At 71.2% G+C, this 24,887-nt stretch carries 21 protein-coding genes; 9 read left to right on the top strand and 12 right to left on the bottom strand.

Going from position 1 to position 24,887, the window contains the following annotated elements:
- Positions 1 to 22: 22 nt before the first annotated feature.
- From GH747_RS17950 to GH747_RS17940, 3 genes are read left to right on the top strand one after another with little or no spacing between them, the layout of a single operon-like run.
- Positions 23 to 829, top strand: coding sequence for a crotonase/enoyl-CoA hydratase family protein (locus tag GH747_RS17950; protein ID WP_149771008.1), 807 nt, complete (start codon positions 23 to 25; stop codon positions 827 to 829).
- A gap of 55 nt (positions 830 to 884) precedes the next feature.
- Positions 885 to 2,336, top strand: coding sequence for an MFS transporter (locus GH747_RS17945; RefSeq protein WP_228552989.1), 1,452 nt, complete (start codon positions 885 to 887; stop codon positions 2,334 to 2,336).
- Positions 2,333 to 3,646, top strand: coding sequence for a M20/M25/M40 family metallo-hydrolase (locus GH747_RS17940; protein ID WP_149771007.1), 1,314 nt, complete (start codon positions 2,333 to 2,335; stop codon positions 3,644 to 3,646). Before GH747_RS17945 ends, GH747_RS17940 begins: the two co-directional genes overlap by 4 nt.
- A gap of 9 nt (positions 3,647 to 3,655) precedes the next feature.
- Here GH747_RS17940 and GH747_RS17935 read toward each other — a convergent pair whose 3' ends face one another.
- The 9 genes from GH747_RS17935 to GH747_RS17895 form a co-directional block, all read right to left on the bottom strand.
- Entirely contained in the window at positions 3,656 to 5,242 is a 1,587-nt protein-coding gene (locus tag GH747_RS17935; RefSeq protein WP_163695759.1) for a peroxidase family protein, read from the bottom strand.
- Between the two features lie 148 nt (positions 5,243 to 5,390).
- Positions 5,391 to 6,413, bottom strand: coding sequence for an asparaginase domain-containing protein (locus GH747_RS17930; protein WP_149771005.1), 1,023 nt, complete (start codon positions 6,411 to 6,413; stop codon positions 5,391 to 5,393).
- Positions 6,410 to 7,534, bottom strand: a complete 1,125-nt coding sequence (locus GH747_RS17925) for a hypothetical protein (protein WP_149771004.1) — start codon at positions 7,532 to 7,534, stop codon at positions 6,410 to 6,412. Before GH747_RS17925 ends, GH747_RS17930 begins: the two co-directional genes overlap by 4 nt.
- Positions 7,535 to 7,602: 68 nt before the next feature.
- Entirely contained in the window at positions 7,603 to 8,238 is a 636-nt protein-coding gene (locus GH747_RS17920) for a GNAT family N-acetyltransferase (RefSeq protein WP_149771003.1), read from the bottom strand.
- Entirely contained in the window at positions 8,235 to 10,415 is a 2,181-nt protein-coding gene (locus GH747_RS17915; RefSeq protein ID WP_149771002.1) for a penicillin acylase family protein, read from the bottom strand. Before GH747_RS17915 ends, GH747_RS17920 begins: the two co-directional genes overlap by 4 nt.
- Positions 10,412 to 12,217 (bottom strand): IucA/IucC family protein, encoded by a 1,806-nt coding sequence (locus tag GH747_RS17910; RefSeq protein WP_149771001.1) that lies wholly within the window; start codon positions 12,215 to 12,217, stop codon positions 10,412 to 10,414. Before GH747_RS17910 ends, GH747_RS17915 begins: the two co-directional genes overlap by 4 nt.
- A complete protein-coding gene (locus tag GH747_RS17905) occupies positions 12,214 to 12,786 on the bottom strand; it encodes a GNAT family N-acetyltransferase (protein WP_149771000.1) in 573 nt (190 codons plus the stop codon). Before GH747_RS17905 ends, GH747_RS17910 begins: the two co-directional genes overlap by 4 nt.
- Positions 12,783 to 14,117 (bottom strand): lysine N(6)-hydroxylase/L-ornithine N(5)-oxygenase family protein, encoded by a 1,335-nt coding sequence (locus tag GH747_RS17900; RefSeq protein WP_149770999.1) that lies wholly within the window; start codon positions 14,115 to 14,117, stop codon positions 12,783 to 12,785. Before GH747_RS17900 ends, GH747_RS17905 begins: the two co-directional genes overlap by 4 nt.
- Positions 14,114 to 15,625 (bottom strand): pyridoxal phosphate-dependent decarboxylase family protein, encoded by a 1,512-nt coding sequence (locus GH747_RS17895; protein ID WP_149770998.1) that lies wholly within the window; start codon positions 15,623 to 15,625, stop codon positions 14,114 to 14,116. The genes GH747_RS17900 and GH747_RS17895 overlap by 4 nt, the downstream gene beginning before the upstream one ends.
- 204 nt (positions 15,626 to 15,829) lie before the next feature.
- On the opposite strand from GH747_RS17895, the gene kynA reads away from it, so the two are divergent.
- From kynA to GH747_RS17875, 4 genes are all read left to right on the top strand, one after another.
- On the top strand, positions 15,830 to 16,678 hold the full coding sequence (gene kynA, locus GH747_RS17890; RefSeq protein ID WP_228552988.1) for a tryptophan 2,3-dioxygenase: 849 nt from the start codon (positions 15,830 to 15,832) through the stop codon (positions 16,676 to 16,678).
- 1 nt (position 16,679) lies between these two features.
- The gene (locus GH747_RS17885) at positions 16,680 to 17,561 is read left to right on the top strand and encodes an amidohydrolase family protein (RefSeq protein WP_149770997.1); all 882 of its coding nucleotides are present in this window, start codon (positions 16,680 to 16,682) and stop codon (positions 17,559 to 17,561) included.
- A gap of 69 nt (positions 17,562 to 17,630) precedes the next feature.
- A complete protein-coding gene (locus GH747_RS17880) occupies positions 17,631 to 18,677 on the top strand; it encodes an NAD(P)-dependent alcohol dehydrogenase (RefSeq protein ID WP_149770996.1) in 1,047 nt (348 codons plus the stop codon).
- Between the two features lie 27 nt (positions 18,678 to 18,704).
- Positions 18,705 to 19,091: a DUF1304 domain-containing protein gene (locus GH747_RS17875; RefSeq protein WP_149770995.1), complete on the top strand. Its 387-nt coding sequence runs from the start codon at positions 18,705 to 18,707 to the stop codon at positions 19,089 to 19,091.
- 53 nt (positions 19,092 to 19,144) lie between these two features.
- On the opposite strand, the gene GH747_RS17870 is transcribed toward GH747_RS17875, so the two are convergent.
- The 3 genes from GH747_RS17870 to GH747_RS17860 form a co-directional block, all read right to left on the bottom strand.
- Positions 19,145 to 20,662, bottom strand: coding sequence for an HNH endonuclease (locus GH747_RS17870; protein ID WP_149770994.1), 1,518 nt, complete (start codon positions 20,660 to 20,662; stop codon positions 19,145 to 19,147).
- A gap of 95 nt (positions 20,663 to 20,757) precedes the next feature.
- Complete coding sequence (locus GH747_RS17865) at positions 20,758 to 21,912, bottom strand: MalY/PatB family protein (RefSeq protein WP_149770993.1); 1,155 nt, start codon at positions 21,910 to 21,912, stop codon at positions 20,758 to 20,760.
- Positions 21,912 to 22,748 (bottom strand): glycoside hydrolase family 16 protein, encoded by an 837-nt coding sequence (locus GH747_RS17860; RefSeq protein ID WP_149770992.1) that lies wholly within the window; start codon positions 22,746 to 22,748, stop codon positions 21,912 to 21,914. The genes GH747_RS17865 and GH747_RS17860 overlap by 1 nt, the downstream gene beginning before the upstream one ends.
- Before the next feature lie 59 nt (positions 22,749 to 22,807).
- Here GH747_RS17860 and GH747_RS17855 point away from each other — a divergent pair, with 59 nt between their 5' ends.
- Positions 22,808 to 23,461 (top strand): NUDIX domain-containing protein, encoded by a 654-nt coding sequence (locus GH747_RS17855; protein ID WP_149770991.1) that lies wholly within the window; start codon positions 22,808 to 22,810, stop codon positions 23,459 to 23,461.
- Positions 23,462 to 23,523: 62 nt separating this feature from the next.
- Complete coding sequence (locus GH747_RS17850) at positions 23,524 to 24,867, top strand: APC family permease (RefSeq protein ID WP_149770990.1); 1,344 nt, start codon at positions 23,524 to 23,526, stop codon at positions 24,865 to 24,867.
- Positions 24,868 to 24,887 lie beyond the last annotated feature (20 nt).

Here is a 24,887-nt window from a genome sequence, read left to right as displayed (position 1 = left end):
TACCGATGAGTAACATGTGCGCATGTCCGAACCCCGTGTGCTGCTCGACATCTCCGACGCGGTCGCCACCGTGACGCTCAACCGGCCCGACAAGCTCAACGGCGTCGACCTCCCGATGCTGCACGAGCTCGTCGCCACCGCACGCGCCGTGCGCGCCGACCGCGATGTCCGAGCCGTCGTCCTGCGAGGGTCCGGCGACGCGTTCTGCGCCGGGCTCGACTTCGCGTCCGTGCTGAAGAGTCCCACCAAGATCGTCCGGGGGTTCGCGCCGTCCCCGCTGCGCGGCCAGAACCTGTTCCAGCACGCGTTCTGGACCTGGCGCGAGCTGCCCGTGCCAGTCATCGCCGTCGTCCACGGCTACTGCTACGGCGCCGGCCTGCAGCTCGCGACCGCTGCCGACTTCCGGTTCACGACCCCGGACGCCCGATGGTCGGTCCTCGAGGCGAAGTGGGGACTGGTCCCCGACATGAGCGGCACGGTGAGCCTGCGCGAGCTCGTCGGTGGTGACGTCGCCCGCCGCCTCACGATGACCGGCGAGGTCATCGACGGGACGGCCGCCCATGCGTACGGCCTCGCGTCCGGCGTCGCCGACGACCCGGCCCTGCCCGCAGCGGAGCTGGTGGCAGCGCTCAAGGAGCGGTCGCCCGACTCCGTCGCGGCGTCCAAGGTTCTGCTCAACCGCACCCGCCACGCATCGCCACGCCGAGCGTTCGCCGTCGAGCGCCGCCTCCAGCTCGCGATGCTGCTCTCCAAGAACGCCGCCATCGCCCGCGCGGCCAACGCCCGTCACGAAGCCCCCCAGTTCCTCGCACGCGCGTTCGGACGCTGATCTACGATTCCCCCACCCCGGGCGTGACCCCCGGCACATCTCCAGGAGGCCCCCGGTGAGCACCCCCAAGGCCGTCGGCGGCATCGTCGGCGCGCTGTTCTTCGTCGAGCTGGTCAGCGGCATGCTGCAGGGCTACTACACGCCGCTGATGACCGACATCGCACGGAACCTCGACATCCACGACGCCGACGTGAACTGGTTCGAGGCAGCCCAGCTGCTGGTGTCGGCGATGCTCGTCCCGGTGCTGTCCAAGCTCGGCGACCTCTACGGCCACCGCCGGCTCCTCGTCGTGGCGGCGGTCGTCACCGCCGTCGCGACCTGGGGTGTCGCGTTCGCGCCGGGCTTCAGCAGCTACCTCGTCTTCTGGGCCGCGCAGGGCATCTTCACGGTGTGGCTGCCGCTCGAGGTCGCGCTGATCCACATCCGATCGGCCCGCGAGGCGGACCCGGCTGCGACGACACGCCGCGCGACCGGGATCATCGTCGCCGCGCTGCAGGCGGGCGCCATCCTCGGTGCGCTCAGCGCCGGTCTGTTCTCGTCGGTGTTCGACGACAACCTCGTGCTCGTCCTCTCCGTCCCGGCGGTGGCGACCACGGCGGTCGTGGTCGTCATCCTGCGCTGGGTGCCCGACGCCCACGAGCCGCACAGCCACGGATCCGTCGACCTCGTCGGCGCCGCGCTGCTGAGCACGAGCCTCCTTCTCGTCGTGGGCGGCCTGATGCTGATCCGCGTCGACGGGCTCGCCTCGCCGTGGCCGTGGCTCGCGTTCGTCCTCGGTCTCGCCCTGCTGGTGCCGTTCGCCCGTCAGGAGCGACGTCACGACGACCCGCTCATCGACCTCGAGGTCATGCGGCAGCCCTCGATGTGGCCGGTGCAGCTGACGGCCCTGCTCTTCGGTGTGAGCATCCTCGGCGCCCAGATCCCGCTCTCGACGTACGCCCGCACGGATCCCGACGAGTACGGCTACGGGCTCGGGCTGTCCGCGGGCGGTGTGGCGCCGGTCATCGGGCTGTACGTCCTGTCGCTCCTCGTCGGTGCCGCGCTGTTCGCCCGCGTCTCCGCGGCCCTCACCCCTCGCCGAACCTTGATCGGTGCAGCCGCGCTCGTCGGCATCGGCTATCTCGGCCTCCTGCTCCTGCACGGGTCCTTGGCGGAGGTCGTGGTCTGCATGGCGACGGCCGGTGTGGGTTCCGGCGCGCTCGTCGCGGCCCTTCCCGCGGCGGCAGCCTCCGCCGCACCGCCTGGCGGCACCGCGGTCGCGACCGGCCTGACCAACACGACCAAGACGCTGGGAGGCGCGTTCGCCTCGAGCGTCTTCGCCCTCGCGCTCGCGTCCGGGGTGACGGCCGACTCCGACGACACGGCTGCGCCGCTGCACGGCTACCTGACCGTGTGGGCCATCTGCGGCGTCACGGCCCTGGTCGCCGCGCTCTGTCTCGTCTTCGTCCCGCGGGGTGCGTTCTCGCACGCCGATCCCGCCCCCGCCACTCCTGAGGAGCACGTGTGAGCACCGCTGCCGAGAACCTGTCCGCCCTCATCGGTTGCAGGACCGTCTCCTCGCGGGACGCCGACGGGAGCGACCCGGCGGAGTTCGAACGCTTCCGTACGACGTTCGCCGGGCTCTATCCCCGCCTGCACGCCGACCTCGAGCTGACGCGCTTCGGCGGCGGTCTCCTGTTCTGCTGGCGCGGCGCGTCGAGCGAGCGCCCGGTCGTGCTGATGGCGCACTACGACGTGGTGCCGGTCGTCCCCGAGGACTGGGACCGCGACCCGTTCAGCGGCGAGATCGCCGACGGCGCGGTCCACGGGCGCGGCGCGCTCGACGACAAGGGTCACCTGGTCGCCGTCGCCGAGGCGGTGGAGTCGCTGCTGGCCGACGGTTTCACCCCCGCGCACGACGTCTACCTCTGCTTCGGCGACACCGAGGAGATCTCCGGCGAGACCGCCGAGGACATCGCGAACCACCTCGCGGCCCAAGGCGTCCGGCCCTGGCTCGTCAACGACGAGGGCGGCGCCGTCGTCCAGGGCGCCTTCCCCGGGGTGAAGGTCCCGACCGCCATGGTCGGGGTCAGCGAGAAGGGCATCGTCGACGTCGTCCTCGAGACGACCGCCCCCGGCGGGCACGCGTCGACCCCGGCACGGAACGGGGCGACCGCTCGTCTGGCCCGCGCGATCGTCCGGATCGACGACCACCCGTTCCCCGCGCGCCTGTCGGCACCGGTCGTGCAGATGCTGGAGGCGATCGCCCCCCACACACCGCCGCCGCTGCGCCAGCTGCTCGCGAACGCCGACCGCTTCAACAGGCCCGTCGCCCAGATCCTCGCGAAGGTCGGGGTCGAGACCGCCGCCGTCGTACGCACGACCACCACGACGACCCAGCTCTCCGGCAGCCCCGGTGCGAATGTCATCGCGTCGCGCGCGTGGGCCAACGTGAACATCCGGATCGCGGTCGGCGAGACGGTAGCGTCCGTCGTGGAGCGCATCCGTTCGGTGGTCGCCGACGGGTCGGTCTCGATCAGCGTGCGCGAAGGCATGGACCCGTCGCCGGTGTCACGCACCGACAACGACGCCTGCGCGCTCCTGAGCGACACGATCACGGCGACGTACCCGGACGCCGCTGTCGTGCCGTACGTCCAGAACGGTGCCACCGACAGCCGGCACTTCGCCGTGCACACCGATGCGGTCTACCGCTTCTCGCCGTTCATGATGTCGCGGGAGCAGCGTGACAGCATCCACACCGCGAACGAGTACCTGCGCATCGAGGATCTCGAGCGCGGTGTGGCGTTCTTCCGCACGCTGCTCCGCAACCACGCCTGACGGGCGGCCTCAGGCCTCCTTGGCGAACCGCAGGAGCTGAGGCACGTCGAACGAACCGTCGTCGCGTGCCATCGGAGCCTGGGGCTTCCAGTTGGGCTCCACCGACAGGTACGACAGCGGGTCGTCGGCGAGGATCCCGAGCAGGACCTCGGCGACGATCCGTCCTCCGACCGGCCCGAGCTTCTTGCCCTCGGCGCGGACCTCGGCCTCCTTGAGGATGTAGAACCACAGCGGCGGGTGCAGCCGCACGTCCTCGCTGAGGTCGCTGATCCCGAGCTCGTCGTCGGTCAGCGGCTCGACGCCCATCGCGCGGGCGACCGTGTTGCCGGCCGGCAGGCCGAGAGCGACGCCGCGCTGCAGGTTGCGCTCGGCGAGCGCGTGCGGCGGGTGCGCGGCGACCGACAGCGGCAGGTCCGCGAGTGGGCGGGCGAGCTGGGTGTCGATCGGCAACGACGCCTGCGGCGAGGTGTCCGCGCCCGGCATGTCGAAGAGGAACTTCCACTCGACGGCCCATTGAGGAGGCAGCCGGCGGAAGCCGTTCAGGTTCGACAGCTCGTCCGGCGGGAGCTCCGGCCCGAAGATCGGGATCGGTCCCTGGTCGCCGCGAGCATCCCGGACGAAGTCGTTGATGTGGTACCGCCCACGGATCATCGAGTGCCCGAACCGGTAGGCCGCCACGGCGAACTCGACCGGGATGTAGGCGTCGTTCACCGGCTTGTAGAACTGGAACGTCGGACGGACCAGCGCGATCGTGGAACCTGCAGCGTCGGACACGTACGTCTCGGTCCGCAGGATGTCGTTCACGACGGCTTCTCCGACGATCCGCCGCAGGAAGTCGTGCACGACGACCCACTGGTAGTGCCAGCGGACTAGACGCTGCGTCTCCTTGAACGCGTCGTCGCCGGTCAGTGGCGTGGTTGCCCCGACCACGTCGGCGACGCGGTTGTGGAACTGGAGCATCGTCAGGTGGAGCTGGGACACGAGGATGTTCTCGTCGTTGCGCGGGTCTCCGATCAGCGCACGGCCGAAGAACACCTCCTCGCCGTCACGCTGCCGCGGCTCGTTGCGGGGCAGATCGGGGCCGGCGCCGCTGGTCTGGCCGGGTACGACGCCGACGTCCTCCCCCAGACGCAGCTTCGTGACCGGGCCGGAGTCGTCGTACATGTACGGCTGATCGGCCGGTCCGCGCCCGTACAGCGAGTCGAGGTCGAACCTCGGCGTCCGGAAGTTGTGCAGCGCGTCGGGATCGTTCTGGCGCCGCAGGCTGGAGACAGGGTCGAACGTGATGTCGTGGTCGACGAACTGCCCGAAATAGGTGTACCCCGACGGGATGTCCGGGTTCTCGGCGGGCGGGCCGGCGGGATCGAGCATCCGCTGTGCGAGAGCGGCCATGTCCTCGGCCGAGTGCTCGAACACGGGCAGGTGCCGGAACATGCGTCCGAACCGGCCGGTCTTGAACGACGACGACGGGATCACGTCGACACCGCGCTGCGGCGTCCCGTGATGGACCGGCTTGGTCGGTGTGGTGGGTTCGGGGGCGGGTGTGGGTGGAGGTTCCTCCCCGGCGGAGGTCTCGTGCCCGACGGTCGTAGCCATGGTGCTTCTCCCTCGCATGACGGATCTTCCCGAGATCGCCGGCGTCAGTGCCGGCGTGGCGGCGGTGGACGCCTGCCACCCGTCGAGCGTCCCTCTGTACCGGGGTCAGGCCCAGGGGGTTTGCAAACGGACTATTCGGACGAACGCGTCACCTGCGAGCCTCGCCGACGAGATCCTCGGCGAGGCACCGCGTGATCTCGGCGTACGACAGCGCGCATCCGAGCAGGTAGTGCGACTTCGTGTACGCGGCCTCCACCGTCAAAGCGCCGCAGGACACGACCCCGCCCTCGACGAGCGCGCGCCCGGCGCCGTACCGTCCGAGATCGACGAACGCCGCCGGGGTCTGGCTCACCGCGAGCACCGGGACCTCCGCGTCGCGCAGCGCGCGCAGGCGCGCCTCCGCGCGCGGGTCGTACGGCGCCGTCCCACCGCCGAAGACGCGCAGTACCACGCCCGCCGGCTCCCGCGACCAGGTCAGCTGGTCGTGCCAGTGCTCGAGCGTGACCGTCGCCAACGCGACGAACCGGTCCGCGTCGTAGCCGCGGAACCGGCCCACCGGAAGGTGCGGCGAACGGCGGGAGCTGGCCCCGGTCTCCCCCGCGAACCCGTCGAGGTCGGTCGTCGACCGCTTCCACGCCGTGGCTGCGGCGAGGACGCGCCCCGCGAACGCCACGCACACGCCGGCGCTGCCGGACAGCGCGGTGTCGAGGGCGTGCTGGAGGTTGCTGCTGGCGTCGGTCCCGGCCTCGCGGGGCCCGCGTTGCGCGCCGGTCACGACGATCGGGCACGGCGCGTCGGCGAGCGCGAACGCGAGCGCGCTCGCGGTGTAGGCGAGGCTGTCGGTGCCGTGGACCAGGACCACCCCGGCAACCGACGGGATCGCCGCGCGGATCTGGCGCTGCCACCGCGTCCAGTCCGCAGGACCCATCTCCGCGCTGTCGCGAAGCGGGAGGTCCAGGACGAAGTCGGCGGGTACGCGCCGCGCTGCCGCCCACGCGTCGACCGTGCCACGGAGCACGTCGACGCCCTCGGCGCTGACCTCGAGGCCGGATGCGCCCCCGGACATCGTCGCCGTGCCGCCGGTCACGATCACGAGGACACCACGGTCGCCGCCGAGACCCGGCCCGCCCGTCGAGCGACGCGCGTGGCCGGGCCCCGAAGCATCGCTCATGGAGCCGAGGCTACGCCGGTGTCCGCTCCTGCACCGCCACGCGTGACGCCGGTGCGGACGTCCAGCACGGGGCGGTAGCGGTCGTACAGCGTCACGATCAGCACCAGCAGGAAGACGAAGAAGAATCCCGCCGACAGGAAGAACTTCGTCTCGTTCGGAGCGATCGTGCTGGCCAGGAGAACGAGCCCGATGTTGACCAGCGACAGGACCACGAACGTCGCGAAGACCGAGTCCCAGCCACCGCCGCGTCGGGCGCTCCAGAGCCCCACGAACGAGTTGACCACGATGAGCACCGCGCAGCTGATCGCGATGCCGACGGGAGAGGTGTCGACGCTCGGGATGATGTTCGCGATGATCACGCTCAGCAGGGCGACGAGCGCGATCTTCTCGAAGAGCCAGCTGTCGAACACCTTGCCGTGCGCCACCCGCTCGGCGGCGCGCTCGCGCGCCTCGTCCATCGTGTCGGGCACCGGCAGCGCGACGACCTGCCAGGCGTGGTCCGGCGGGTCGAGGCGCGGGCGAACCGCGAACCAGAAGACCAGCAGCAACGCGATCACGGCCGCCACCAGGGCAGGGGTGAACCACGGGACGTCGCGCATGGTGTCGGTGAGGTCGAGCTTGAAGACGTGGATCCACGCTTCCTGAGGGAGCTTGATGAAGATCCAGATGATCGCTGCCGCGACGATCCACCAGCGCATCGAGAACCGCTTGGGATCCCACCGCAGGCGCACGATCTCGTAGAAGATGAAGAAGTACTCGAACGTGTTCGGGAAGATCAGCAGCAGCCACCGCTCCGTGCCGCCGGACAGCTCGAAGATCGTGGTCCCGACCAGGCGGTAGAAGAGCAGGAACCGAGCGACCTCGAACGCCGCACGACTCGTCCAGTTGCGCATCGTCGAGACGTAGGCGAGCGACAGGTAGTACACGTCCAGGGCCTTGTCATAGCTCTGGTAGTACGTCAGGTCGAGCTCGGTGAAGGTCTGGAAGATCGTCTGGTCGACACCGTCGAGCAGCATGCACGCGATGATCGCGGGCAGCGGGTACCGGAAGACCAGCAGCGGCAGCAGCAGGCGAGCGGCCACCACAGCCCAGAAGATGACCTGGTCGGACGTGTCGCCCACGGGCGCTCCCCCTGATGATCCGCCGGACGAGGGCCGACGCGTTGCGTGCGGATGATGCGGTCGCGAGCCTAGTGGTCGGACGCCGCGCCGAGCACGCGACACACGGCTGCCTCGAGGGACTTCGCGCGCGCGTCGTCCAGGAACGCCAGCCGTGCGGTCTTGTCGGGCAGCGCGATCTCGGGGCCGATCTCGAAGCCGAGACCGTCCAGCATCGCGGTCGCGCGCGCGTTGCCGACGTCCGGCTCGACGACGATCCGCCGCGCGCCCGGAGGGCCGAGGACGAAACCCACGATCGTCCGCACCAGCACCGCCCACTGGGTCTCGCGGTCGGCGACCTGCTCGCCGAGGAAGAAGTGCAGTCCGACGTCACCCGCGCGCGGTTCGTAGCACTCCCCCACGGGATCGTGCTCCGGCGCGTACGTCTGCAGCAGCGCGAACGGCTCGTCGTCGCGGCACAGGAGGAAGGCGTGGTGGGTCTCGAGGCCGTCGACGTACGCGTACAGGTCCCGCAGCTCGTCGCGGTCCAGCTCGGCGAGGCCCCAGAAGCGCCCACGCGGCTGCGTCACCCACCGGTGGAGCGTCTCCAGGTCGGCGACCGGGTCGAGCACCCGCACCGTCACCGTCCCGAAGCCGGGGATCTCGTCGTGCCGCAGCACGGCACCGGGGGCCCCGGTGCGCAGGCGGTCCTGGAGTCTCACGGTCATGGCAGCGGCTCCTCGGTGAGGTCGTCCCAGGCGGTGACGACGGGAACGGTGGCGGCCTCGAGCCAGGCCGCGTACTGGTCGGTGGCGTGCGGGCTGGCGGGATCTCCGGCCGCCCCGAACGGCACGCCCCACCGGCTCCGAGACCGGTCGGACAGGTCCCAGATCCAGCGCGCGACCGAGCCCCGCCAGCAGAGATCGCTCACGCCCGGCGTCGTCGCCGCGGAGCGCACGGTGTCGGAGTCTCCGGACAGGGTGACATCCGACTGGCCAGCAGGCGGCAGACGTACGAAGGTCGCACCGGGCACGCCGGCCAACACCTGTACGGGCTCCAGCCGGTGCTGGTCGCCCCATCGCGGGGCGTCGGCCTGGCCCCACTCCCCCGCGGCGACCTCCTCGAGCGCTTCGCGGGCCAGCGGTCGTACGTCGATCCCGAGCGCCACGACCGCGGCACCGTCGACCAGGGCGAGGATGCCGTCCCCGATCCGTCCGCGCGCGTCGCACCACGGGTCGTACACCGCCCCCATGCCGTGCTCCGCGTGAAGCGGTGCGAGCGCCGGGTGGGCGGACAGTCGTGCGGCGACCGCGGCCCGCCAGGCGGCGAAGACCGCGGCGTCGGCGCTGTCGGCGTCCATCCGTCGGTCCCACCGGCGCAGACGCGTCACGAGCGCCTGCGCAGCATCGGTGAGCGGCGCGCCGCTGGGGTCCGGGAGGTGACGCAGCAACGCGTCCGCCGCGAGGGACAGCGTGTCGCCGTGCACGACCGGCATGTCGGCGACGTCCAGGGGCCCACGGTCCTCGATCAGCTCGGCGAGGAGCGTGCGGATGCGGGACGCGCGGTACGGCGCCGCGTACGCGTACCCGAGATCCACCGCCGCGTCCTCCGGCGGCTCGTTCGCGTCCACGTGCGTCTCGACGACCTCACGCGCCGGTGGCATGGGCCGCCAGACCTCGTCGCCCGGCTCTGCCCAGGCGTCGAGCGGAAGCCTGCGCGCCGCATGACTGCTCGCCGGGACTCGACCGACGGTCTGGCTCAGGACCGTCCCGTCACGATCGGCGACGAGCAGACGGTTGACGGGGTCGACCCACCGCCCGAACGCCGCGACCACGTCAGCGGTCGACCGTGCCCGCAAGAGGGGGCGGAGTGCCGCGGCGCCGACGTCCGCGGACGCGCGCGCCGGGATGCGGGCGGCGTACGCGACCGTCTCGACGCCGGCTCGCGGCAGGGTGTCGAGCGCCGCGACCACGAGGCCGCGCCGTGTCTCGACCCAGAACGCGTCGACAGACTCGTCGGCACGATCGCCTGCGGCATCGTCGACACCGGGACCGACCCCGACACCGACACCGACACCGCCGTCGGCCGGAGCACCGGCTCGCACCCTGATCCGCTCCCGGCCGACCGCGGCGGGCTCCCAGCCGGACGGACCGTACGCCTCGACGCCGCCGGCGTCAGTCCCGCGCAGGAGTTCGCGGAACACGTCGACGTGGTGCGCCATCGCGTTCGTGATGCCCCATGCGACCGTGCCGGCGTGGCCGAAGTGGGCGATGCCCGGCACGCCGGGGAAGGCCAGCCCGAGCACGTCCCCGTCCGGTCCCGCGAGGCGGATCTGCTGGTAGACGCCGGGGATCTCGATGACCCGGTGCGGGTCGCCGGCGAGCAGCGGCCGTCCGGAGCGCGTCCGGCTCCCGTGGAGAGCCCAGGCGTTGCTGCCCGATCCGCTGACGTCCCGCTGGAACAGGTCGGCAGCGCCGTCACCGAGGACCGGCCCAAGGGCCCGGTCCACGTGCTCGCGCCACAGCAGCGTCGGGAGGTCGGAGAACAGGACGTGGGCGACATGGAGGATGCCCAGGGGCGCCCAGTCCGGCCAGTCGGCCTCCGGCAGCACGGCGTTCACGCCGCCGACGTACGCGGCGACCCAGTCCTGGTCCTCGGCGTCGAGCGCGTCGTACGCGCGGCTCGCGGTGTCGGCGAGCCGCGCAGCGCGCGCGAACCTGTCCCACGGGACGCCCTCAGCACCGATGTGCTCCGCGAGCGTGCCCGTGGACCGCCAGTGCTCGACCTGGATCTGCCCGCCGCGATCGAGCGCGGTCACGCGACCCTGGGCCCCCGCAACCTCGAGCCAGGTGTCGGCACGGACGTGGGGCACGCCGTACGCGTCACGGAACAGGCGCGCCGTCATGCCGGCACCCGGATCGCGGTCCGTGCGATCGGGTTGGCGAGCGTACCGGCGTAGATGAGCGAGCCCGACTGGCTGGAGAGGTCGACCATCTGGAGAGTGTTGCGCAGCTGGAGCCGGTTCAGGCACGAGTGCGCGAACCGGTCGGCCCTCAGGTCGACCCGCGGGTCCAGATCGGGGTGGTCGGCTGCGTGGCGGCCTACGCAGTCGGCGACGACGGTCCAGAACGCGTCCTCGCGGAGCACGCCGTCGACGTGCAGGATCCCCGCGAGGTGCCGCAGCACCCCGTCGAACACGTCGGTGAAGACGGCCAGCGCCTTCTCGGCGTCGTCGACCGGCTGGACGATCCGAGCGACGCCCTCCGGCACGGCGCGCTCGCGCAGCAGGACGACCTCCTCCCCGATGTCCTTCATGATCGCCCGGCGCGGCACGTGGTCCGCGAGGACGAGGATGACGTTCTCGCCGTGCGGCATGAAGGCGAGATCGTGCGCGAGCAGGCAGTGCACGACGGGACGGAGATAGGCGTCCAGGTACGCGCCCACCCACTCCTGCGCGCTCAGCCCTGACGCTCGCACCAGCGCGGTCGCGTAGGCCCGCCCGTCGTCGTCGCGGTGCAGCAACGACGCCATCGTCGCGAGACGCTCCCCAGGGGCGACCCGCGTGACCGGGCTCTCCCGCCAGAGCGCCGCGACCATCTTGCGGTGCGCGGACGGCGTCGGTGTCCGGTGGTAGACGTCGCCTGTGTAGCCGATGGACGCCCGCTCTCGCAGCACCGAGAACCCGCACTCGGCGAGCGTCGCGTCGGTGGAGACGAGGTCTGCGACCCAGTCGTTGATGGCCGGCGTCGCGCGCATGTACGCCGGCGAGAGACCGCGCAGGAAGCCCATGTTCTGGATCGCGAGCGCCGTCTTCACGTAGTGACGGTCGGGCCGTGACCGGTTGAACATCGTCCGGATGGACTGCTGGGCCTGGTAGGCGTCGGCGCCGGGACCGAGCGGGACCAGGTCGCGACGGGCGACGTCGGGCGCGAAGGTGACGGAGATCCGTGTGTCCCACTGCCACGGGTGGACGGGCAGGAACCGGTACGAAGCAGGGTCGAGACCGAGGTCGAGCAGCCGGTCGACGAATCGTGCCCGCTCCGAGACGTCGAGTTCACCCTCGTACAGCGTCGTCTCGTCGAGTCCGGCACCGAGCGCGAGGTGCGTGACGTCCTTGCGCGCGGCGAGCCAGAACAGCGCGAAGGGGCGCCCGACCTCGGGGGCGTACCGGCGGTAGGCGTCGAGCCCGAACCCGATCCGCCCGTTGTTGGCGACGAACCCGGGGTGCCCCTCGGTCATGGCCGACTCGACGTCCTGGAAGTCCGCGTGGAGCAGCTCGGTCGCCGTCGGACCGCCCTGGTGCTTCTTGTACGCCGCGGCGGCGAGCGTCGCCGCCACCTCCTCGAGGTAGGTGGCGAGGAGCGTGTCGGGGATGTCCAGCAGTGGCTGCAGCTCCCTCACCAGTTCTGCCGCGTCGAGCGCCCGTGGCTCGCCGTCGACCGTCCGGGTCAGGCTGCCCTCGTCGACGACCCAGTGCTCGAGCGCGAGCCGCCACGCGCAGAACCGGTAGACGACCGATCCGCCGACGAGCGGCACCTCGTACGCGTCCGCGTCCGCGCCGCCCGCGTCGGCACCGGGGGCCGGGGACGGGACCGGCACAGGGGCGAGCAGCCGCTCGTGCGCGAACTCCGACAGCGCCTTCGCGACGAGGTGGCGTTGCGCGTTCTCCATCGTGTGCGGCTGCAGGTGGGGGGCGTCGTGGCTCATCGTGGACCTCCGAGGATGCTGCGGGCGAACTCGTCCCGGGTGCACGTCGACAGGCGAGCGACCTTGTCGCCGAGCACGACGTCGCGGACCACCCGGAACCCGGCGTCGGCGTTCTTGCGGCCGATGGCTGCGTTGCGCACGTCCGGCTCCACGACGACCCGTGCGGCGCCGAGGGCGTCGAAGCACCACCGCATCACCGCCGCCATCACCGCGCCTGTCAGTCCGCTGCGAGGACGGTCGCCTGGCGGCGAGACGAGCAGATGCATCCCGAGGTCACCGGGCTCGGGCTTGTGGACTCCGACGAGCAGGACGTGCGCCGGATCGTACGTCTCGGCGAGGAAGGTCGGGCGACCGTCGATCCTGCCCAGCCACGAGTCCTGGTGCGGGTCAGCGGCGATGCCGGAGAGGTACTCCTCCACCGCGCCGACATCGAGACCGCCCATCCGCCAGAACTCGGCGTGCGGATCGCGGAGCCACCGGTGGACCACGGCTGCGTCGCGAGCGGGCTCCACGGGCTCGAGCGAGATCTGCCCGATGCCGCTGACCGCGGTGTGGTGACGCGCGTTCATCGAACACTCGCTCGTGATCGGGCCTGGGACCGGGCCTGGGCCGCGATCGTCGTGGCGCCGGCCGGCACCCCGAACTCCTGGAACGCGATGCGGTGCTCGATCGGATACACCTCGCGTCCCGCGATCGCGGAGAGGATCGTGGAGCTGCGCCAGGCGCCGAACCCCAGGTCGGGTGCGGTGAGCCCGTGCGTGTGCTCCTCACCGTTCTGGACGAAGACGCGCCGGTGTCCCCCGTCGACCGAGTAGTCGCGGCCGACCGCGAGCCGACCGAGCTCGTCGAACGCGAGCCGGTGGCGCACCGGGTCGAGGAAGTCCGGGACCGTGGCGGCGTACCCGGTGGCCAGGACCAGGCGGTCGGTCCGCCGTGTGTGCTCCTCGCCGAGCTGTTCGTGCCGCAGCGTCAGGACGAACTCGCCTCCCTCCCACCGCGCGTCGACGAGGGCGGTGTCCGTGAGCAGCGTCGTCGGCACCGGGCCTGCGACGCTCTTGCGGTAGAGCGTGTCGTAGATGTCGTCGACCAGGTCGCCGCTGATCCCCTTGTAGAGACCGCGCTGCTCGCGTCCGAGGAGCTGCCGCAGCTCGAGCGGCAGCGCGTGGAAGTGGTCGGTGTACTCCGGCGACGTCATCTCGAGCGTCAGCTTCGTGTACTCCATCGGGAAGAAGCGCGGCGATCGAGTGATCCAGTCGAGCCGGTACGTGTGGTCGTCCGCATCCTCGAGGAGGTCACGGTAGATCTCCGCCGCGGACTGACCGCTCCCCACGATCGTCACGGAGCCTGCGCAGCGCAGCGCGTCACGGTGCGTGAGGTAGTCGGCGCTGTGCAGCCACGGTCCTTCGAGGTCCCGCGCAGCACTCGGGAGCGTCGGTCGCGTGCCGGTGCCGAGGATGACGTGCCTTGCCCGGTACGCCTCGACGGTCCCGTCACCGAGCCGCGCGCGCACGACGTACGTGTCGCCGCCGGGGTCGTGCTCGACCGCCACGACCCGCCGCCCCCACCGCAGCGACGTGAGCTGGTCCGCCGCCCACCGGCAGTACGCGTCGTACTCCGCCCGCAGAGGGTAGAAGCTCTCCCGGATGTAGAACGGGTAGAGGCGGCCGCTGGCCTTCAGGAAGCTCAGGAAGGAGAAGCGGGAGGTCGGGTCCGCCATGGTCACGAGGTCGGCGAGGAACGGGACCTGGATCGTCGCGCCCTCGATCATCATCCCCGGGTGCCAGCGGAACCCGGGTGACTCGTCGAGGAACACCGCCTCGAGGTCGGCGAGCGGGTCTGTGAGGCAGGCGAGGCCGAGGTTGAACGGCCCGATGCCGATGCCGACGATGTCGTACGTCATCGCGCCACCGCCCCGCTCGCGAGGAGCGCGCGATCCTCCGCCAGGTCGAGCGAACGCAGGGAGTCGAGACCCCGCTCCCCTGTCGCCCTCACGATCGCCAGGACGCCGCGCACGTCTTCCGCCGTAGTGTCCGGGTTGAGGAGAGTGAGCTTGAGGCACGGCCGGCCGTCGACCACCGTCTTCGCGACCAGGGCCCGACCGGACGCCAGCATGGCGGCGCGGATCACCGGCACCAGGCGGTCCGCCTCCAGGTCGGACATGCCTCCGTGCTGGTAGCGGAACAGGACGGTGCTGAGGTCCGTCCGCGCGAGAAGGTGCAGGTCCGGGGCGTCCTCCACGATGCGGTGGACCTGGACCGTCAGGTCGAGCACGCGGTCGAACATCGCTCCGATCCGATCGGCGCCCAGGGCCCGCAGCGTCGTCCAGAGCTTGAGGGCGTCGAAGCGCCGGGTGGTCTGGAGCGAGGTGTCGACCTGGTTCGGCTCGTCGGCGTCGTCGGGGTTCAGGTAGTCGGCGTGCCACCCCGAACGTGCCAGGTCCGCTGCTTCTCGGACGAGGATCGCACTCGACGAGACGGGCTGGAAGAAGCTCTTGTGGAAGTCGACCGTCACGGAGTGCGCACGCTCGATGCCGTCGAGGAGGTGGCGGCGGGTCGGCGACACGAGGAGGCCACCCCCGTACGCGGCGTCGACGTGCATCCAGGTCCTGGCGCTGTCGCACGCGTCCGCGACGCCTCGGAGCGGATCGATGCATCCCCGGTCGGTCGTGCCTGCGGTGGCGACCACCGCCATCGCGATGCGTCCCGTCCGTTCGATGACGTCCAGCGTCAGCCGGAGAGCGTCCGCGTCCATCCGCCCGTCCCGGTCGGTCGGCACGCAGATGACGGCGCCTTCGCCGAGCCCGAGGAGCAGGGCCGACTTCTGGACGCTGAAATGGCTGTGCTCCGTCGCGAGGACGAGCATCCGCTGCTGCAGCGTGCTGCGCTCGGCCGCCGCGAGGACCCCGGACCCGTGGACTGACAGGGCGTGCTCGCGGGCGAGGAAGAGAGCGTGGAGGTTCGACTGGGTCCCGCCGGAGGTGAACACGCCCGCGCCCCCGTCGAAACCGATCCGGCGAGCGGTCCAGCCGATCAGGTGACGCTCCATGTACGTGCCGACGGTCGACTGGTCGTAGGTGTCGACCGAGGTGTTGACCGCGGCGAGGACGGCCTCCGCGGCGACGGCCGGGATGGCGACGGGGCAGTTGAGGTGTGCGGCGTACGCGGGGTGGTGGAACCACACGGCGTCCTGCACGAACAAGGCGTCGACCTCGTCGAGGGCACGGTCGGTGCCGATCGGCGAGCCGTCGAGGTCGACGCTCGTGACCTTGCGCTCGAGGACCTCCCGCGCGGTCCCGGAGAAGGGCGCGTCGCAGTCACGGACCTGGCCGGCGATCCGTTCGACCACGGCGTGCACCGTCCGGGCGTACTCGTCGGCGGTGCTGTTGGTCAGCAAGGGCGATAGGTTCATGCGGACTCCTGTGGCGGTCCTACGACGTCGGACAGTGTGCGCGAGTTCGAGAAATTAGGTTTGGCTTGCCTAAGTTAGCGCACCTGCGTCGAGGGTGAACCGTGGCGCCCGTCACATCGCTACCGTGATGGGGTGAGCCACCCAGAGTCGAGCCACCCAGAGTCAGATCCCGCAGAAGCCGGCACCCCAGAACGACAGCAGGGCGTGCGCGACAACACCCGCGCGGTCGAGGCCGGCGTCGTCACCGACTTCCACGACCGGATGAGCTACGGCGGGTACCTCGACCTCGACACGCTGCTGTCGGCGCAGCGGCCGATCAGCCGCCCCGAGCACCACGACGAGCTGCTCTTCATCGTCCAGCACCAGACCACCGAGCTGTGGCTCAAGCTGGTCCTGCACGAGCTCGAGAGCGCGTGCCAGCACCTGCGCGACGACGAGCTCGGCCCAGCGCTCAAGCGCATCGCGCGCGTGAAGCACGTGCAGCGGACGCTCGCCGAGCAGTGGTCGGTCCTCGCCACGCTGACCCCGACGGAGTACGCCGAGTTCCGCGGTGTCCTCGGCAACGCCAGCGGCTTCCAGTCGTACCAGTACCGTGCGGTCGAGTTCGTGCTGGGCAACAAGAACGCCGCCATGCTCGCGGTCTTCGACGCCGAGCCAGCGCACCGCGAGATCCTGCGCGCGGTGCTGGACGCGCCCAGCCTGTACGACGAGTTCCTCCGCTACCTCGCCCGTGCCGGCTACCCCGTACCCGCTGAGATCCTCGAGCGCGACGTCACGAAGGCATGGACGTTCCGCTCCGACCTCGTCCCCGTGCTCACGGCGATCTACGCCGACGCCGACGCGAACTGGGCGGCGTACGAGACGTGCGAAGAGCTCGTCGACCTCGAGGACAACTTCCAGCTCTGGCGGTTCCGTCACCTCAAGACGGTGTCGCGCATCATCGGCACCAAGCGCGGCACCGGAGGCTCGAGCGGGGTTCCGTTCCTCCAGCGCGCGCTCGACCTGACCTTCTTCCCGGAGCTCTTCGCGGTCCGGACCGAGATCGGCAGCTGACGTGGCGGTCTGGCTCCCCCCGTTCGTCGACCATCACGTGCACCTCCAGCTCATCGACAGCCTGCGTCTGCGCGGCGGAGGTCTGGCGGGGGTGGTCGACCTCGGCGGGAACGCAGCGGTCGTCGCGGCGATGGCGCGGGAGGCGACCGGGGCTGGCGACCAGGGCGCCCCGTACGTCCGTTTCGTCGGCGCCTTCCTCACGGCGCCGGGCGGCTACCCGAGTGATCGCGCATGGTGCCCCGACGGCGCGGTTCGAGAGGTCCGCTCCCCCGCCGAGGCCGCGGACGCGATCGACGAACAGGTCTCCTTCGGCGCCTCCGCGATCAAGGTGACCCTCAACCGCGAGGCCGGGCCCGTGCCCGACGGACCGACGCTCGGCGCCCTCGTGCATGCAGCGGGCGAGCGAGGAGTCCCCGTCGTCGCGCACGTCGAAGGGTCGGGCACCGCCGAGCTCGCGATCGGCGCGGGCGTCGACGTCCTCGCGCACACGCCCTGGTCCGAGCGGCTCGACGACACCCTCGTCCGTGAGGCGGTCTCACGCGGCCAGCGCTGGATCACGACCCTCGACATCCACCGCGACGACGTGGAGTCCCAGCAGGTCGCCATCGACAACCTGGCGCGCTTCCACGCCGCCGGCGGCCGCGTCCTCTACGGGACAGACCTCGGCAACGGCGAGCTGCCGCTCGCGATCAACGCCCGGGAGATCGCCGCGATGGTGCGCGCAGGGCTCGACGAGGACGCCGTGATCGCCGCGCTCGCAGACCCGTGGCCGGCGATGCTCCACCCCGACGGGCTCGCCACCCGGATCACCGATCCGGAGCCGAGTGCTCCCGAGGATCTACCGGCGTGGCTGGCGGGTGCCGAGGTGGGCCGAAGGCGATAGGCCCTCGGACGCGCGACCACCGGTCTGAAAGACTCGCCGAGTCCCCACCCGCGCCGTCGAGGAGAGCCGATGAGCATCACCGTCCCTGCCCTGGTCACCGCATCCGCCGGGGCTGCGTTCGAGCGCGCCACCGTCGAGAGGCGCGAGATCGGCGAGCACGACGTGCTCATCGACATCGCCTACGCGGGCATCTGCCACTCCGACATCCACCAGGCACGCGAGGAGTGGGGCACCGCCATCTTCCCGATGGTTCCCGGCCACGAGATCGCGGGCGTCGTAGCCGCGGTGGGACCTGGCGTGACGCGCTACCGCGTGGGCGACCGCGTCGGCGTGGGCTGCTTCGTCGACTCGTGCCGAGAGTGCGAGGCGTGTGTCGCGGGCGAGGAGCAGTTCTGCAGCCGCGGCAACGTGCAGACGTACAACGGCCGGTACGCCGACGGCTCCGTGACGTACGGCGGATACTCGACGCAGATCGTCGTCGACGAGAACTACGTCCTGGGGATCCCGGAGGGCATCTCGCTCGACGTCGCCGCTCCCCTGCTGTGCGCCGGGATCACCACGTACTCGCCGCTCAAGCACTGGGGCGCCGGGCCCGGCACGAAGGTCGCCGTCGTCGGCATGGGCGGGCTCGGCCACCTCGGCGTGAAGATCGCGCATGCGCTCGGCGCCGAGGTCACGGTCATCAGCCACACGCTCTCGAAGAAGGACGACGGTCTCCGCTTCGGCGCTGACCACTACGAGACCGGGGACCGGGACACGCTGCGCCGCCTGCGGGGCGCGTTCGACCTCATCATCAACACGGTGTCCGCCGACCTCCCGGTCGATGCCTATCTCCGCACTCTCAAGCTCGACGGCACGATGGTCTTCGTCGGCGCCCCTGAGAACAAGCAGTCGTTCCACGCGTTCTCCCTGATCGGCGGTCGCCGCCGCCTCGCCGGGTCCAACATCGGAGGCATCCGCGAGACCCAGGAGATGCTCGACTTCTGCGCTCAGCACGGCATCGGCGCGGAGATCGAGACGATCACGGCAGACGACGTCGACAAGGCGTATGAGCGCGTCGTCGCGTCGGACGTCCGCTACAGGTTCGTCATCGACACGGCAACCATCCCCGGCTGAGCGTCCAGGAGGGCGGATCATGCAGGCATGACCGTTCTCGCCGCCGTCTTCGCTGCCCTCGCCGCCGTGCTCCACGTCTGGATCTTCGTCATGGAGTCGCTGCGGTGGGAGCACCCCAGCACCCGTCGCACGTTTCAGATGACAGCCGACGAGGCTGCCGCCACGCGGGAGATGGCGTACAACCAGGGCTTCTACAACCTGTTCCTCGCCGTCGTGACCGTCGTCGGCCTCGTGCTGCTTGCCACGGACCAGACCGACGCGGGCCGTGCGCTCGTCTTCGCGGGCTGCGGATCGATGCTCGCCGCCGCCGTGGTGCTCGTCGCGCGCTCGCCAGAACGACTGCGCGCGGCCGTCGCTCAAGGAACCATGCCGCTCCTGGCTGTCGGGCTCCTCGCCCTGTCGATCGCGGTCTGACCCGCGATCAGCGCGCTCACGGCGAGGACGCACCGAGTGGGCGGCCCGGCGGGTCACGTCCGGGGAGTCATCGTGTGGCGGTCGCGATGGCGCTCGAGGCTGCCTTGTGGCGACGCCGCGCCTACGTGCCGGGCCGCATTCGAGGGCCCGTCAGCACGCTGCTCGCGGACTCTGACCGGCGAGCCGTCCCGCGCGGCGCTCAGGTCGCGCAGGTAGTCACGCAGACGGGTCCGATGCAGCCGCTCCCGGTCCTCGATCACTGCGCGCGGGGTGCCGAAGGCTCGACGGAAGACGAACCCACCGTGTCCGTCCGCCTCGACGTGCAGCTGTCCGGCATGCACCGCCATGTGGCACGTGCGGCAGAGGCCGGCCAGGTTGTCGAGGTCGGTCGGTCCGCCGTCACGCTTCCACCACGCGACGTGGTGGAGCTCGAGATGCGTGTTGCCGCAGCCGGGGTTGGCGCAGTGACCACCTTGGCGCACGCGCGCGGCCACCCGCTGCGCGCGCGTCGCAAGTCGGCGGGTCCGGCCCACGTTGAGGACAGACGCATAGGGCGTCGGCCCGTCGGTCGTCCCGCTGGTCAGCACCGGTGTGCGGTCTGCACCGCAGGCGAGCAGGCCGTACAGCTCGGGGCCGACGACACCGAACCCGTCGAGGGCCGGAGGCGCCGCTCCCGGCTGGCGTACGAGCCACTCGGCGTCGGCGGTCACGTGAAGCTGCGGTCGCACGCCGCCCTCGCCGGGGAGCCCGTCGACCATGACGGCGTCCACGAGGTCGTGCAGCGCATCGGCACGACGCTGCGCCGGCGTCCGGTCGTCCTTCACCGCGGCACCAACAGCACCGGCACCACCACCACCACCACCGGCACTACCACCACCACCGGCACCATCACCACCATTGGCACCGTCCCCGACCTCCTCACAACCGCCGGGACCTCGCGGCGCCGACGCGGCCACCAGGAACGCCCTGAGCTTCGCGCCGAGCGTGATGTCGACGAACCCGGCGAGGTGGTATCCGTCGCCGGCGCGGTTCACCTGCACGTCCCGCTTGTCCATCCCGCGCTTCCACGCCTCGTCGAGCTTCTCCGGGTGCGTCACCTCGTCGAGCCGGTCGATGGCCGAGGCAAGGTCACTCGGAGCGGCCTGCTTCGCCAGCGGAAGCAGGATGGCGTCCGTCGCGTCGGCGAAGACTGCTGGGTCGATCCGGCGGAGGCCGCTCGTGAAGTGGGCGACGTGGTCCAGACGCACGTCTCCTGCGAGCATCGCCTCGCCGACTCCCGGAAGAACCCGCATCGTGTGTCCGGCCGCTCTGAGCCGCCTCGTGGTGGCGTCGTTCAGCCGGAGCTCGCGACGCGCCCAGGCCAGCGTCGACGACGCGCCCTCGTCTGCGTACGCGCCAGTCTCGTCCATGTGGTGCAGATAGGTCGCCCGGAGCCCTTCGATGCGGTCAGACATCGCTTGCAGGTCTCTGATCACGGCACGCGTCTGAGCGGCGTCGGCCAGCCCGACAGGCATCGACGCGACGGCGTCGAACGCCTCGCGAAGATCATCGATGATGCCCGAATCGAACATGTGTCCAGGGTCTCGCACCCGTCCGACATCTCGCCCGACCCGTGACCTGCCCTGTGGACGACATCGCCTCCCCCGACCCTGTGGGCGAGTCGTGGCTAGGCCACCGCCGTCGCCATCCGCTCCACGATGTCCGACAAGACGGCTCGCGAGGTCGCCGTGGTGACGCGGACGTGCCCGGCGCCCCCGGCCCCGAACGGCAGGCCCGACCCGAGCGCCACCCGCCCGCGTTCCAGGAACACCTCGGCGGGGTCGTCCCCGAGCCCGAGACCGCGGCAGTCCAACCACGCCAGGTAGGTCGCCTCCGGTGCTCGGAACCCGACCTCCGGCAGCCGCGCCGTCAGCTCCGCCGCAAGGTGGTCGCGGTTGACCGCCAGCCCCGCGAGCACGGCGTCGAGCCACTCCGCACCCTCGCGCAGCGCCGCGGTGTGCGCGACGACGCCCAGGTGGCTCGCACCGTGCGCGACGACTTCCGGCATCCGTGCGAGGTCACTCTCCGCCGACTCGCCCGCGAGCACGATGGCTGCCTTCATCCCCGCGAGGTTCCAGGCCTTCGAGGCGGACATCACCGAGAAGGCGTCCTCCGCTCCGTCGACCGACAGGTACGGGGTGAAGCTCGATCCGTCCAGCACGACCGGGGCATGGATCTCGTCCGCCACCACCCGGACCCCGAAGGCGCGCGCCAGCCGGGCGACGCCCGCCAGCTCGGCGGGCGTGTGGGCGACGCCCGTCGGGTTGTGCGGGTTGCACAGCAGGTACGCAGCGGGTCGGCCGGACGCGGCCGCGCGCTCGAACGCGTCGCCCAGGGTCTCGAGGTCGAGCCGCGCGTCGGCGCCCAGCGGGGCCTCCACCACATCGCGGTCCGCCGCGGCCATGAATCCGTAGAACGGCGGGTACACGGGCGGACTCACGACCACCGGGGATCCCGGCTCTGTCACGAGCCTGACCACCTCCGTCAGTCCCGTCATGACGTCCGCCACCATCGCCGTCCGGGCGACCGTGATCCCGTCCCAGGTCCACCGCTTCGACGCGAAGGCGGCGAGCGCCTCGGCGTACCCGGTCCCGCTCGGATACCCCGTGTCGCCACGGCGTACGGCGTCGGTCACCGCGCGCACGACGGGCTCCGCGAGGGGCACGTCCATCTCCGCCACGAACGAAGGAAGCACGTCAGGCGGGTAGACCCGCCACTTCGCGCTCGTCCGGGTGCGCAGGTCGTCCAGGGTCAGCTGCTCGAGCGGGTTCACGGTGTCCATCACCGCCCATCCTCGTACAGGCGTCCGACAACCCGCTCGACCACCAGCCGCGCCGTCGGTGTCGGGAGCCGGCCCTCGCGCTCCCCCGCGCTCGCTCGATCAGGAAAGTCGAACACCCCGAGGATCAGCTGCATCGGGTAGGCAGGAGCCTGGGCGACCGTCCTCGCCACAGCGCCGTCGAGGAGGAAGTCGACGGCACCGGGCCGCCAGTCGACCCCGTACGTGTGACTCTGCGCGACGTCGAGCGCGACCGGCTCCGTCCGGAACTCCTCGACGAGCGCAGGGTCGCGGAACGCGTGGATCCCGGCGCCGTACGCGACCACGGGTCGCCCGTCCTCTCCCACGGTCACCGCGTCTCCGAACACCTCGACCAGGCAGATCTCGCCGCACCGCTCAGGCTCGTCCTCGACGCCGACCATCCACGCGGAGAACATCGAGCGCGGACCGATCTCCGCACGGCAGGTCACCTCGACCACCCCGTACGTGGGAGTGAACCCGGCCAGCGTCGGCTGCGCCTCCCGGACAACGAGTCCCTCGCGGAACGGCTGCTGACCGCGCGTGCTCCCGACCGGGCCCGACCAGCTCCCCGACTGCACCGCCGAGACACGGAGCGGGCCGTCGTGCAGGTCGGGGCACCACAGCGGGTGCGCCGGCGGGATCGACAGCGTCAGCGCGCCGTCGGCCACCGCGTACGTCGCCGCGGCCGCAGCACGGGAGCTCCACGCCGGCAGGTAGCTGGCGATCCAGACCGTCGGGTCCAGGTCGGCCCCCGCGAAGTCCTCGACGAAGTCGCCGGGGCGGATGCGGTCGCCTCCGCCGGCCGTGTCACGCTGCATGAGGCCAGCATCGACGCATCCGGGTCGCGCCGCAGACGGCCACGAACGAGGCGACGCAGATGATCGCAGGAGCTGACACGCCGGACCGTCGGGGACGTACGGGCCTGCACCTGACCGGACTCGACCTCGACGGCAACCCCGACATCTCCGTCCGCGAGGTCGAGCTGCTCGCCAGCGACTGGTTCGTGCTGCGCGCGACCACGTACGACCGGCGGCGTCCGGATGGAACGGTCACGACAGAGCGCCGAGAGACGTACGACCGCGGGAACGGCGCGACGATCCTCCTGTACGACCTGGAGCGCCGTACCGTCCTCCTGACACGGCAGTTCCGCTACCCCGTCTACGTCAACGGGCACCCCGACGGGATGCTCCTCGAGGCCGCCGCCGGCCTCCTCGACGAGGACGACCCCAAGACCGCCATCCGGCGCGAGGCCGCCGAGGAGACCGGCGTGGAGGTCGGCGAGGTGACGCACGTGTTCGACGTCTACATGAGCCCCGGCTCAGTCACCGAGAAGCTGCACTTCTTCGCCGCCCCGTACGAGGGCGACCGCTGGGCGGGGACCAGCGCCGGCATCGCCGAGGAGGGCGAGGACATCGAGGTCGTCGAGCTCGGGATCGATGACGCGATCGCGCGGATCGGACACGACGTCGTCGACGCCAAGACCATCATGCTTCTTCAGTGGGCGGTCCTGAGCGGCCCGTTCGCGCGCTGACGCGTCCCCGTTCGCTGCCACGGCTGTCGGCGCTCGAGGCAGCGCTCTGCCAGGGTCGAAAGATGGCCTCCACCGATAGCGCGACCGATCTCACCTCGAGCGAGACACGGCTCGACCGCCGGATCACGGGGCCGCTCCTGTTCGCCTTCATCCTCGGCGACGTCCTCGGAGCAGGGATCTACGCCCTCATCGGGGTGCTCGCGGGAGACGTGGGAGGGGTGGTGTGGCTGCCGCTCCTTGTCGCTCTCCTGCTCGCTCTTCTGACGGCCGGGTCGTACGCAGAGCTGGTGACCAAGTACCCCCGAGCGGGCGGTGCGGCGATCTACGCAGAGCGGGCCTTCGGGTCTCCATTGCTCGCGTTCCTCGTCGGGTTCTGCATGCTGGCCGCGGGTGTGACCAGCGCCGCAGGGCTCGCGCTCGCCTTCTCGGGTGACTACCTCGGCACCTTCGCCGACGTGCCGACGACGCTCGCCGCGATCGTCTTTCTCGCGGTCGTGGCCGCGCTGAACGCCCGCGGCATCCGTGAGTCCATGGGCACCAACCTGGTGATGACCGTGATCGAGGTGAGTGGCCTGGTCCTCGTGGTGGTCGCCGTCGCCATCATGGTCGGCGACGGCAGGGGCGACGCAGAACGGGTGCTCGAGTTTCCCGACGGCGCGACCCCGGTCACGGTGACGCTGAGCGCGGCGATCATCGCGTACTACTCCTTCGTCGGCTTCGAGACGTCGGCGAACATCGCCGAGGAGATCCGTGACCCTTCGCGTGTCTATCCGCGGGCGCTCTTCGGTGCACTCGTCGTCGCCGGCCTCGTGTACGTCGCCGTGGGCGTCGCGAGCGCGATCGCGCTGCCGCCTTCGGAGCTCGCCGCCTCGTCCGGCCCGCTGACGGCCGTGGTCGAGGCGACCGACCTGGGCATCCCCGACGAGCTCTTCAGCGCGATCGCGCTCGTGGCGGTCGCGAACGGCGCCTTGCTGACGATGATCATGGCGAGCCGCCTGACGTACGGGATGGCGGAACGAGGCCTGCTGCCGGCAGCGCTCGGAGCGGTCCTGCCGAACCGCCGTACGCCGTGGGCGGCGATCCTCGCCACGACGCTCGTCGCGATGGGACTCACCCTCGTCGGTGACCTCGGCACGCTGGCCGAGACGGTTGTGCTGCTCCTCCTGCTCGTCTTCATCAGCACCAACGTTGCGGTGCTGGTGCTTCGGCGAGACGAGGTGGGGCACGAGCACTTCCGCGTCTGGACCTTCGTCCCGGTCCTCGGTGTGCTGTCGTGCGTCCTCCTCCTCACGCAGCAGTCGTGGGAGGTGTGGCTGTACGGCGCCGGGCTTCTCCTCGTCGGTGTCGGCCTGCACCTGGTCGCCGGTGGTGTGACCAGGGACCCGCACGAGGGCGCCGGGGAGTGAACGGCTCTCGATCGCGCCGC

Source organism: Mumia xiangluensis, from assembly GCF_010994095.1.
Taxonomy (GTDB): Bacteria; Actinomycetota; Actinomycetes; order Propionibacteriales; family Nocardioidaceae; genus Mumia; species Mumia xiangluensis.
This window is presented reverse-complemented; position numbering and strand designations above follow the sequence as displayed.